Annotated in this window: 8 protein-coding genes and 1 pseudogene; 4 read left to right on the top strand and 5 right to left on the bottom strand. The window is 67.1% G+C overall.

From position 1 onward, the window contains the following. From B4E30_RS10250 to B4E30_RS10235, 4 genes and pseudogenes are all read left to right on the top strand, one after another. Positions 1-846, top strand: a pseudogene (locus B4E30_RS10250) (hypothetical protein); the annotation flags it as partial. Between the two features lie 82 nt (positions 847-928). Further along, entirely contained in the window at positions 929-4,414 is a 3,486-nt protein-coding gene (locus B4E30_RS10245) for a glycosyltransferase (protein WP_286795207.1), read from the top strand. Between the two features lie 3 nt (positions 4,415-4,417). After that, positions 4,418-5,632, top strand: a complete 1,215-nt coding sequence (locus B4E30_RS10240) for a glycosyltransferase family 2 protein (RefSeq protein WP_286795205.1) — start codon at positions 4,418-4,420, stop codon at positions 5,630-5,632. 106 nt (positions 5,633-5,738) lie between these two features. Further along, on the top strand, positions 5,739-7,199 hold the full coding sequence (locus B4E30_RS10235) for a DUF2142 domain-containing protein (RefSeq protein WP_286795203.1): 1,461 nt from the start codon (positions 5,739-5,741) through the stop codon (positions 7,197-7,199). Between the two features lie 51 nt (positions 7,200-7,250). Here the strand turns inward: B4E30_RS10235 and B4E30_RS10230 are convergent, their stop codons facing one another. The 5 genes from B4E30_RS10230 to B4E30_RS10210 form a co-directional block, all read right to left on the bottom strand. Beyond that, the gene (locus tag B4E30_RS10230) at positions 7,251-8,669 is read right to left on the bottom strand and encodes a bifunctional dTDP-4-dehydrorhamnose 3,5-epimerase family protein/NAD(P)-dependent oxidoreductase (protein WP_286795201.1); all 1,419 of its coding nucleotides are present in this window, start codon (positions 8,667-8,669) and stop codon (positions 7,251-7,253) included. 73 nt (positions 8,670-8,742) lie between these two features. Next, positions 8,743-9,741 (bottom strand): dTDP-glucose 4,6-dehydratase, encoded by a 999-nt coding sequence (gene rfbB / locus B4E30_RS10225; RefSeq protein ID WP_286795199.1) that lies wholly within the window; start codon positions 9,739-9,741, stop codon positions 8,743-8,745. Continuing rightward, positions 9,741-10,610 carry a glucose-1-phosphate thymidylyltransferase RfbA gene (rfbA, locus tag B4E30_RS10220; RefSeq protein ID WP_286795209.1) on the bottom strand — a complete coding sequence of 290 codons (870 nt, stop codon included), beginning with the start codon at positions 10,608-10,610 and terminating at the stop codon, positions 9,741-9,743. The genes rfbB and rfbA overlap by 1 nt, the downstream gene beginning before the upstream one ends. 24 nt (positions 10,611-10,634) lie before the next feature. Continuing rightward, a complete protein-coding gene (locus B4E30_RS10215; RefSeq protein ID WP_286795197.1) occupies positions 10,635-11,576 on the bottom strand; it encodes a UDP-glucuronic acid decarboxylase family protein in 942 nt (313 codons plus the stop codon). Between the two features lie 31 nt (positions 11,577-11,607). After that, a partial coding sequence (locus B4E30_RS10210) for a glycosyltransferase family 2 protein (RefSeq protein WP_286795196.1) occupies positions 11,608-12,160 on the bottom strand: 553 nt, incomplete at its 5' end.

The raw sequence follows: 12,160 nt of genomic DNA, 5'->3' as shown, positions 1-12,160 counted from the left end.
GCGCTGATCGCAGTCCGCTCCGCATGGCTGGCATCCGGGCTGCTGCGCAAGGCGGCACTTGTGGCGACCCCGATGCTCGTGGCGTTCGTGATCGGCGGGTGGTGGTGGGCACGCAACCTGATCATTCTCGGGCGGATCCAGCCGAGCATTCTCGGCGGGCGTGAACCGATCGGCAATCCCGCGGAGGGCTATGACTTCTGGTTCTTCGTCGGCAACGCCGTCGTGCGATTCAACCGGTCGTTCTGGGGGCGGGGCAGTCGCCCCGAGTTCGCCTTGCCGGAGCTCGTCGCGGATCTCGCCGGACTCGGATTCGTCGTTGCCTTGGTGGTCGCGGTCGTCGTCGCCCGTCGACGCGCCCTCCTTCTCAGCTTGTGGCTGTTCCCGGCGCTCGTCGTGGCGACGACCGTTGTCAACGCGCACCGGATCTTCTGGGATCTCGGAAGGCCTGCACAGGGCATTCAAGGTCGGTATGTGTTCGCGGGCATCGCCGCTTTGGCCGCCACCATCGCGGTCCTCTTCGCCTGGATCGTGCGTCGTCACGTCGGTCGTGGCGTCCGGGCGCTCGCCGTGGTCGGTGTCGTGCTTGCGCCTGCGCCGACATGGGCAGGGCTGTGGTGGGTATACGCCAGGGTCTGGAACGGTGAGCCGGCTCAATCGCTGGCCCTTGCGCACGGGGTGCCGACAGGGTGGATCGTGCTTCTGATGGTCGCGGCGATGGCGGCGCACGCCGTGCTCGGCATCGCTGCCGCACGATCTCAGGGCGGTGGAAACGCGAAGGCCGCGCTTCCCCGGGGAGGGGAAAGTCCACGCGGGACCCGCTCAGATGAGCCCACCAGTGCCGGATAGGTAGAATCGGCGGGGCTCTCGAACGGGCTCCGACACGAATCAGCGCGCACGGGCGTGCGCATTCCACGGAATAGAGGCACCCATGGCACCACTGACCATGGCGCGACTGGGTCGGCTGGCCCGGCGCCTCGGGACGTCGCGTATGGTCGACGCCGCGGTCCCCGTGCTCGCGACGCCGTACGTGAGATCGCGCCGGGGGACGAACATCGTTGTGTCCGCGCACTACAGCATGCAGCTCGGCATCAACTTCGACGACGACGAGGCGGCCGCTCGCCACTACTTTCACCACGGATGGAAGCTGGGCGTCGTGCCGACTCCGTTCATCGATGCTCCGGCTGTGCGCTTCTCGCGTACGGCGTCGTTGCTGCTGCGCAATCAGCTCGCTCGTATCGCCCGAGGGGGCGAGCCGCGGACACGCTGGCTCGGAACACCCAGTCGGCTCCTGGGAAGCTTCGACGTCAGCGAGCATCTCGACGACAGCGGAGGATGGGTCGCCGGTCTCACTCGGCGCGCCCGGCGCGACCCGCGATCGGTGCGGCTCACGGTCGGTCTTCGTGAACTGAACTACGAGGAGTACATCGCGGGTTGTCGCGATCTCGTGGCGGCTTCCCGCACAGCGCTTTCGTCCGCGATGATCGATGAACGCTTCTACCGCTCTCAGGTGGGCGGGGCCCGACCGGTCTCCCGTGAAGCGGCGCTCGACGACTATCTCGCCAACGGCGAGCTCGACGGCCGTGCGCTGAATCCTTTCTTCGAAGCTGAGTGGTATTCGGTCGCCGATCGCTCACAGGGACATCGTGGGCGGCCGATCAATCTGTTCCTCGACTTCGTCGCCCGCGGCGAGCTCGGCCAGGCGAGCCCTCACTTCTGGGGAACGAAGTACCTCGAGTCCGAACCGGTCGCGAGCGACGGGGGGAGCATCCTGGCGCACTTCCTCGAGAACGCGCACCGGGACAGTCTCACGCCGTCCTCAGCGGGGGTCCGCTCGATCACCCGCGGTCAAGCGGAAGCCCTCGTCAGATCTCGTGTGCGCGATTATCACGATTCTCTCGGCCGGCTTCGCGCTCACGGTCCCGTTCGCGGCCACCACACCTCCGCCCCGCGGCGGGCGCAGGCGACGGAGACGTGCGTGGTCTTCGTCGATGAACAGCACCTCCGGGCGGCGTCGGTCATCCAGGACTTCGCGGCATCCTGCGCACAGCAATCGCTGTCCGGACTGCGCGTGGCGGTCATCGAGACTGACGACGACACCCGGACCGCCCAGCTCGACGAACTCGTCGAGGCGTCGCCATTCATCGACTTCGTCCCCCGCAACCCGACCGACACGGTCGGAGCGGTCGTCGCGGAGATCCTGCGTGACGCGCAGCCCGACGGCTGGACATTCTGGACGCCCACGCAGCGCTGGAGGCCCGAGTTCCTGTCTTCGGCTGTCGCCGCGCTCGCAGAGCAGCCAGGGGTGTCTGCGGCAGCGGTGGTGTCTCCCACGACACCGCAGCCCTGGCTGCGGTCGGACGACGCCCTCTGGCTCGACGACCTCGACGGGGCAGGCGTGGTGCTTCGGGGGACGGGTTCGCGTGCGGTGCTGCCCGATCCCTCTCTTGATCGCGGGATCGTGTGGCACGCGCTCATCGGTCTCTCGGCTTCAGGGACAGCAGCCGTTCTACCCGCCGACCTCGTCAGTCGATCGCGTCAGGGAGAAGACCCGGATCTAGAAATGCGGGCAGGGGCAAACGCCGCCCGCAGCCGGCACCTCGTCGACTTCGACCAGGACCCGGTCGGCGAGGTCACGGTCGTCATCCCCACCTACCAGGACTGGGCGATGACACTCGGTGCGGTGCGGCACGTGCTCCAGACGACGGGAGACGGTGTCGACGTCGTCGTCGTGGACAACGGCTCTCGCCGCCCGGTCGCCACCATTCTGGCCGCGTGCTTCGCATCGGACGTACGCGTCACCGTGCGTCGCATGGACCGCAATACGGATTTCGCCCTCGGGTCGAACGTCGGTGCGACGACGAAGCCAGCGCGCTGCGTCGTCTTCCTGAACAACGACACCGCTGTTCAGGAGGGCTGGCTGGAGCCGCTGGCGGGCGCGCTGTCGGAGGGCGCGGGCGCGGTTCAGCCGCTCCTGCTGTACGGTGACCGCACGATCCAGACGGCCGGAACGATCTTCTTGGGCGGGTTCTCGATGCCGAGGCATCTCTTGCCCGCCGTGCATCCGATCGATCTCGATCCAGCCATCGATGACTATCGGTTCTCAGCGCTCACGGCGGCCTGCCTCGCGATGGAATGGGCTGATTTCGCTCGACTGCGAGGTTTCGACCCGCACTATGTGAACGGCATGGAGGATGTCGACCTGTGTCTTCGTCTTCGAGCGGACGCTCGTCCGCTCGCGGTGCGAACGTCCTCACGGGTGGTGCATTTCGAATCTCGGTCGCCTGGCCGGATGGATTTCCAGCTTCCCAACCGCGCACGCTTCGCGCGGCGGTGGCGACGGGTGATCACAGCGCTCGACGACCGAGCGATCTTCGACTCAGGTCCGGTGGAGCTCCGGGATGTCATCTGGGAACGTCTGGCAGGCTCGCCGCTGTGGGAGCCCCGCCTCGTCCTGGCACGACGCGATCACTCGGCTGCCATGGTCGATGAGAGCGCGCCGTGCCTCCGGTGGGCGATCAAGACCTCCGCGACCGGTGATGCGTCGGGCGATGTGTGGGGGGATACGTTCTTCGCATCAGCGCTGGCGGATGCACTCCGCCGGTGCGGACAGGAAGTCGTCGTCGATCGTGCGAGCGCCCATGTGCGGGACTCCGGCGGCTGGGACGACGTCACGGTGACCCTGCGGGGTCTGGTCCCCTTCACCCCTCAGCCGGGCGCGACCAACCTGCTGTGGGTCATCAGTCATCCCGATCTCGTCACCCGACAAGAGCTGGAATCGGGTTACGATCGCATCTATTCTGCGGGTGAGATCTGGGCCCAGCACGTTCGGGATCGGTGGGGTGTCGATGTGCATACGATGCTGCAGGCCACCGACGCCTCGAAGTTCAACCTCGAGGCCAGGGGAGGCGCTGCGCACGAGGTGCTCTTCGTGGGACGGACCCGAGGCGTGTCGAGACGGATCGTGTCCGACGCCATCGACGCGGGTGCGCAGCTCGCCGTGTTCGGCGACGACGGCTGGGACCGATTCATCGAGCCGCGCTACCTCAAGGGAACAGGCATAGACAACGACGATCTGCCTGGCGCGTACGCGGGGGCGACGTTCGTGTTGAACGATCACTGGCGCGACATGGCGGAATTCGGCTTCTTCTCCAATCGGCTGTTCGATGCGGCGGCGACCGGCGCGCGCGTCATCAGCGACCCCGTCCCCGGGATGACCGAGCTGTTCGAGGGGCAGGTTCAGTCCTACGAGAGCGTCGACGAGCTGCGAGCCCTCCTGGATCCGGCATCCGATCGATGGCCCGAGGACTCCGAGAGGGAGCGTCTCGCACGTTCTGTCGCTTCTGAGCACTCGTTCGATGCTCGGGCTCGACGGTTGCTGAATGACGCACTCGCGATGCGCGGGAGAAATGGGTGACTGTTGGCTGACCTGAAGATCGTCATGACCCTCATGGTGAGGGATGAAGCGGACATCATCGCCGCGATGATCGAGCATCATCTCTCACAGGGCGTAGACCTCATCATTGCCACGGACAACGGCTCCGTCGACGGAACTCGAGAGATCCTCGCCGACTATGCAGCATCCGGCCGCGTCGAGGTGCACGATTACCTCGCGCATGACAAGAACCAGACCGGCGTCGTCTCGGAGATGGCCTCGCGCGCAGCGTCTGAGCATGCGGCCACCTGGGTGATCAATGCGGATGCCGATGAGTTCTTCATCGCAAAGGATCCGCGGCTCACGCTGCGGGATGCCCTCTCACGGATCCCGACGAGCATCGGCTCATTTCCGGTCCCGGTGGTGAACCTCACGGGCGTCCCGGCGAGAAGCGGCGCGTGGATTCGGCGGCTCACCCAGCGCGATGTGCGCGAGGAGAGCACCCTGATGAGCACTGTCGCGCTCCATGCCCATCCCACGGCCGACGTGGTGCACGTCGGCCGCGTCGGTGTGACGGTGCAGCAGGGCAACCATGGCGTCGACATCCCGAGCCTGGGCACGCCGGACGCCCGGTTCGCGCTGGAGGTCCTGCATGTGCCGTGGCGCACGTACTCCCAGTACGAGACCAAGGTGATCAACACGGGGCGCGCATACGATGCGAACCCGCTCCTGAACCCGAGTCCACGCCATCACGGCATGCGAGACTACAGATTCTGGAAAGCGGGCGTGCTCGAGTCGCTGTACCTCGTGCGGCATCCCGGTCAGCACCCGGGATCCAGCGAGGTGCCGTCGGAGGGCTTCGCTTCCGAGACCAGACTCGAAACGACATTGGCGGAATTGCTGCAGTCTGGTCGTGCCATCGTCCCCGGCCGCCTGGAACCCCTGCTCGCCGCGCCCGGCGACCAGTACACCATCGCCGAGCGTCACTCGGCGGAGGCCATAGCCGGAGTCGTGATCCCGCTCGAGATCGAGCACATCGACGCAAGCACCCGCTGGCGAGACCTCTACCGAGCGGAAGCAGCACAGCGTCGGCGTGCGGAATCCGAGCGAGAGCACGCGGAAAGCGTCGTGAGCCGTCTGCGAGCGCGGCCGGAGGCGCGCCTACGCGCGCTTGTGCGCAGGGCGCTGGATGCCCCGCGAGCGCTGGCGTCGCGTGGCGTGCGCGCGTTCCGATCCTCGGGAGGAGCGGGTGGCGCCTGAGACTGCGACCGGCTCAGGCGCGCAAGCGCCGGGCGGTGTCGGCATCCCACGGGTGACACGACCGGAGCTCGTGGTTCTCGCAGCGCTCACGGCGGCTTTCGCTGCGATGCTCACGCTCTGGGCGTTTCTCACCCCTATCTACGGCGCACCGGACGAGCATGCGCATTTGAACAGCGCCATCCGCCTGACGCAAGGGCTCACCTGGCCGGCACCAGGTGACGCGCGCCTGAGTGAGGCTGTGGTCGCGGCGCGAGACGAGGCCGCTCTGGCAGGACGCGACCGATCGACGTTCAGCGAGCTGATGGCGGACCACCCCGGTGACGGCGGTGTCGACCAGATGACACAGCACCCGCCGCTCTATTATCTGCTCGCGGCAGGCGCGCTCCAGGCGGTCGGCTATGAGCAGCTGCGCGCCGATGTCGCGCTGCTCTCGCTCCGCCTCGGCGGAGTCCTCCTGATGCTGCCGCTGCCGTCGCTGCTATGGGATGCCGCCCGCCGCATGACCGGCTCGTCCAAGGCGGGAATTCTCGCGGCAGCGAGCATCTTCCTCGTTCCGCAGCTGGGACAGATCGCGGGGGCCGTGTCCAACGATGGGCTAACCATCCTGCTGTGCTCGGTCGTCGGCTGGCTCTGCGTACGAGTGATGACGGGCGATGACCGTCGCCGGACCGTTGTCGCTGTGGGAATCAGCTTGGGAGTGGCACTTCTCGCCAAGGGAACGTCCCTGCCATTCATTCCTTTCGTAGCGGCGGTGCTGTTGGTCTGGCCACGTGGGGTGCGCATTCGGACGCGTGTGATCCGCTCTGTCACGGCACTCGCCATCGCCTTCGCTCTCGGAGGGTGGTGGTGGTTGCGGAACCTGTTGATATATGGCGACCTTCAACCCAGTGGTCTGGCCGGCATCCGCCAGACCGTTCCCTGGGAACCGGGTACCGGACCAGATCTCGTCAGCTATCTCGACGTGATGTGGATCCGCGTGACGACGAGCTTCTGGGGCGACTTCGGCCTCCTCGACTATGCGTTGCCGGACTTCCTGACAGACCTGCTCAGCATCGTCTCGCTCGCGATGATCGTGGTCTATTTCCTCGTGCGGGACCGCGACAAGCTGCGCATGGCGGTGCTGATGTCGCTCCCGACTCTCTTGGTCCTGATGCTCATCGTCAACACCTGGCGGCACTACGTGCGCACTCAGCTCTTCGCCGGTATGCAGGGGCGCTACCTCTTCGTTGCGATCCTCATCCTGGTGGTGATGAGCGCCGTGGCTTGGCGTCGGCTCATCCCTGCTGCTCATCGACGGCGTGTGGGGACGGGGCTCCTCATTGCCTTCGTCCTTGTGGCTGCGGTCGGTCTCTTTCGTGCGTACGCCGGCGCATACGAAGCGGACTTCTACCGTCTGACGAGAGATGGCTTGTCGCAGTGGGCGCTGCTGTCACCCGGGGGAATCTCGGGAGTCGTGATATCGAGCCTGCTGATGGCGGTGCTGATGGTCGGCGCCGTGATCGTCACCTTGCGATTCATCCGATCCGACGCGGCAGCGGACAGCCAGCGCGAGAGTGGTTCGCGGTAGGGACTGCCCATCTCTGGCAGGGACGGCTGAACGGTGCCAGGACCAAGCGTCCTATTGGGCGGTGTCCGCGAGGAAGGACCTCAGCGACGCGATCGCATCCGTGGGGGTGTATCCGGTGTTCTCGATCTTGGTGGTGTCGAGGGTGCTGTTGTGGGGTCGTGGTGCGGTGGCGTGCTCCGCGGTGGAGTAGTAGTCGGTGGTGGTGACGCCGGTGATGCGGGCGGGGTCGTGTCCGGTGAGGGTGTAGACGGTGCGGGCGATGTCGGCCCACGTGTGTGGTTCGCCGGTGCCCGTGAGGTTGTAGGTGCCGTGGGGGGCGTGGGTGGTGAGGAGGTGGTGGATGCCTTCGGCGAGCGTGGGGGTGAAGGTGAGGCGTCCGGTCTGGTCGTCGACGACGCGGGGGTCGGTGCCGCGTTGGGCGAGGCTTGCCATGGTGCGGACGAAGTTGTGGCCGTCGCCGATGACCCAGCTGGTGCGGAGGATGTAGTGGCGGGGGACGGTGGTGACGATCGCGTCGCCGGCGGCTTTGGTCTGTCCGTAGACGCCGAGAGGGCTGACGGGGTCGGTTTCGGTGTAGGGGCAGTCGCTGGTGCCGTCGTAGACGTAGTCGCTGGAGATGTGGACGAGGGTGATGCCGTGCGCGGTCGCGATGCGGGCGAGCGCGGCGACGGCGGTGACGTTGACGGCCCAGGCGTCGGTGCGGCCGTGGGGGGTTTCGGCGGTGTCGACGGCGGTGTGGGCGGCGGCGTTGACGATGGTGTCGTAGTCGCGCCAGCGGCGTGCGGTGGGCAGCGCGGGGCTGGTGAGGTCGAGGTCGGCGCGGGTGGCGTACTCGATGTGGGGCTGGTCGCCCCAGAGGGCGTGGAGGGCTCGGCCGAGCTGCCCGTTCGCGCCGAGCACGAGGGTCTTCCGGGGGGCCATGGGGGTAACGTCCGTCAGGCGGGGGTGGGCTTTGTCCTTGTCGCTGATCTCGACCTGGTCCAGGGGGATGGGCCAGTCGATTCCGGCGGTTTCGTCGGCGAGGTTCAGGAAGGTGTATTCGGCGGTGGGGGACCAGTGGTCGTTGACGAGGTAGGTGTAGGCGGTGTCGGGTGCGAGGGTCTGGTAGGAGTTCCCAACGCCGCGGGGCACGAAGATCGCCTTCGAGGGGTCGAGTTCGGTGGTGAACACGGTCCCGAAGGTGGGGCCCTCGCGCAGGTCGACCCAGGCGCCGAAGATGCGTCCGGTCGCGACGGACACCCATTTGTCCCAGGGTTCGGCGTGGATGCCGCGGGTGGTGCCGGCGGCGTCGTTGTAGGAGATGTTGTTCTGCACGGGCCCGAAGTCCGGGAGGCCCGCGGCGGTCATCTTCTCCCGCTGCCAGTTCTCCTTGAACCAGCCGCGGGCGTCGCCGTGGACGGGCAGGTCCCACACGACCAGCCCCGGGATCGGGGTCGGGGTGGCGGTGAGCTTCTTGCCGAACTCCGTCACAGGGGTATGTCCTTCGTGTTGTCGCTGGCCCCGTGCCGATGCGCGGACCGGGGCGTCGGCGAGGGATGCGGGTCTACTGGCCTTTGGTGGCGTAGAACGCTTCGGTGGCGTCTTTGGCCGGCGCCCACCAGTCCGCGTGGGTGCGGTACCAGTCGATCGTCGCGGCCAGGCCCGCTTCGAAGTCGGCGTACTGGGGCTGCCAGCCCAGCTCGGTGCGCAGCCGGGTGGAGTCGATCGCGTACCGCAGGTCGTGGCCGGCCCGGTCGGTGACGTGGTCGTACGCGTCGGCGGGCTGTCCCATCAGGGTGAGGATCATCTCCACGACGGTCTTGTTGTCCTTCTCGCCGTCCGCGCCGATCAGGTAGGTCTCCCCGATCGTGCCGCCCTTGAGGATGGTCAGCACGGCGGAGGAGTGGTCGTCGGCGTGGATCCAGTCCCGCACGTTCTGCCCCGCCCCATACAGTTTCGGGCGGATCCCGCGAATCACGTTCGTGATCTGCCGGGGGATGAACTTCTCGACATGTTGGTACGGGCCGTAGTTGTTCGAGCAGTTGCTGATCGTGGCCTGTACCCCGAAGGAGCGCACCCACGCCCGCACCAACAGATCCGACCCCGCCTTCGTCGACGAGTACGGCGACGACGGGTTGTAGGGGGTGGTCTCGGTGAACTTCGCCGGGTCGTCCAGCTCCAGGTCTCCGTACACCTCGTCGGTGGAGATGTGATGGAACCGGCGCCCGTGGCGGCGGGCGGCTTCCAGCAGCGTGTACGTGCCGATGATGTTGGTGTCCAGGAACGGACGCGGGTCATCGAGGGAGTTGTCGTTGTGGGACTCCGCGGCGTAATGCACCACCGCGTCCACCCGCCCGAACAGGTCATCCACCAGACCCGCATCGGCGATGTCGCCCTGCACGAACTCCACCCGGTCCTCGGGGAGCCCGGCCAGCGAGGCACGGTTCCCGGCGTAGGTGAGCTTGTCCAGCACCGTGACGCGATCGTCGGTGTGCGCCACGACATGGTGGACGAAGTTCGATCCGATGAACCCGGCACCACCGGTCACCAGCAGCCTACGCATCAGCGTCCCCTCTCCAGCAGCTCCAGCAAGTACCGGCCGTACCCGGACTTCACCAGCGGACGCGCTCGCTCGGCGAGCTGCTCATCCGACAGGAACCCCTGCCGCCACGCGACCTCCTCCGGCGCACCGATCTTCATCCCCGTACGCCGCTCCATCGTGCGGACGTACTCCGCCGCGTCGAGCATGTCGTCCACCGTCCCGGTGTCCAACCACGCCGTCCCCCGCGGCAGCACCTCCACCTGCAGCTTCCCCCGCTCCAGATACGCCCGGTTCACATCCGTGATCTCGTACTCGCCCCGCGCCGATGGCCGCAGTCCCCGCGCGATCTTCACCACATCGTTGTCGTAGAAATACAGCCCCGGGACCGCGTAGTTCGACTTCGGCTCGGCCGGCTTCTCCTCCAAAGACACCGCCCGACCATCCCCGTCGAACTCGACCACCCCGTACGCCTGCGGCTCGGCGACCCAGTACGCGAACACCGCCCCACCATCGACATCCGAGAATCGCTTCAGCTGCGTTCCCAGACCCGGCCCGTACAGCAGGTTGTCACCCAGCACCAACGCCACCCGGTCATCCCCGATGAACTCCGCACCGATCGTGAACGCCTGCGCCAACCCGTCCGGCGACGGCTGCACCGCGAACGACAACCGCACCCCGAACTGCGACCCATCACCCAGCAGCCGCTCGAACGCGGCCGCGTCATGCGGCGTCGTGATCACCAGGATCTCGTCAACCCCCGCCAGCATCAACGTCGACAACGGGTAATACACCATTGGCTTGTCGAACACCGGCACCAGCTGCTTCGACACCCCCAACGTGATCGGATGCAGACGCGTCCCGGAACCCCCGGCCAGAATGATGCCCTTCACAGGCATCTATCCTGCCATCTTAGGTCAGTCAGCGAGCGCGCGGCGGAAGTAGTCGACCGTGCGACGCAGGCCGTCGGTGAGCGGGACGGACGGCTCCCACCCGAGTTCGCTCCGTGCGAGCGAGATGTCGGGCTGGCGCTGCTTGGGGTCGTCCTGCGGGAGAGAACGGTGCTCGATCGCGGAGCCGCTGCCGGTGATCTCCAAGACCGCTTGGGCGAGCTCGAGCATGGTGAACTCGCCGGGGTTGCCCACGTTGATCGGGCCGGTGACCTCGTGCCCGGTGTCCATGAGGCGCACCATGCCGTCGACGAGGTCGTCAACGTAGCAGAACGAGCGCGTCTGCGAGCCGTCGCCGTAGATCGTAATCGGATCGCCGCGGAGCGCCTGGACGATGAAGTTCGACACGACCCGGCCGTCGTTGGGGTGCATGCGTGGACCGTACGTGTTGAAGATCCGGATCACCTTGATATCGAGGTCGTGCTGGCGCCGGTAGTCGAAGAAGAGGGTCTCGGCCGCGCGCTTGCCCTCGTCGTAACAGCTGCGCGGACCGATCGGGTTGACGTTGCCCCAGTACTGCTCGGTCTGCGGGTGCACCGCGGGGTCGCCGTAGACCTCGGAGGTCGACGCCTGGAGGATCGGAACGCGCAGGCGCTTGGCAAGCCCCAGCATGTTGATCGCACCGACCACACTGGTCTTGGTCGTCTGAACCGGATCGTGCTGGTAGTGCACCGGCGAGGCGGGGCAGGCGAGGTTGTAGATCTGGTCGACCTCGACGTAGAGGGGGAAGGTCACGTCGTGACGCAGCACCTCGAAGCGCGGGTTGCCGAACAGATGCTCGATGTTGCGCCGTGATCCGGTGAAGAAGTTGTCGACGCAGATGACGTCGTGACCCTCGGCGAGGAGTCGCTCGGAGAGATGCGAGCCGATGAAGCCCGCGCCGCCGGTGATCAGAACCCTGGATGACACCTCGGTAGCGTAGCACCGGGGCACGTGCCGCTCAGCGGGTGGTGGACACCATATTCCGCTGCCCGAATGTGCGCCCCAGCCCGCCCTCGAGGCGGCCGAGGAACATGGGCCAGCCGTCGAGGGCGGTGATGGGGCGCGCGTTGCGCACCCCGTAGAGCAGCCCTGCCGCAGTGAATGCCGCGCGCCACCACCACGGGTAGCGGTGGATCCTGAGCGCGTGCCCCGTGCCGCGGCCGTATGCCCGCAGCTTGCGACGGCGCTCCGCCGTCGTCAGCCCGAACGCCGTCGAGATCCCCTCGACGTAGACATCGTGGGGGAGCCAGGCGAAGCCCTCGGCCATCTCGGAGCGCGCCCCCAGGGCGCGCAGGAGCAGGTCGGTCCCCTCGGCGACCTGCCAAGGGGTCGCCGCCCCAGGACCCATCCGCTCGTCGAACCCGCCGATCTGCTCGAAGACGAAGCGCCGCAGCAGGATCCCCATCTCGATCACGCTCCAGACGTTCCACCGGTCGAGGGGAGTGCCGGCCGGCGGCAGCGTGGTCTTCGGGCCGCGTTCGTCCCACGAGGTGAAGCCGCCCGCGAGGAAG

The organism is Microbacterium sp. UBA3394, from assembly GCF_002358725.1.
In the GTDB taxonomy this organism is placed as follows: domain Bacteria; phylum Actinomycetota; class Actinomycetes; order Actinomycetales; family Microbacteriaceae; genus Microbacterium; species Microbacterium luteum.
Note: the sequence above shows the minus strand (reverse complement) of the source record. Positions and strands in the feature narration are given on the sequence as shown.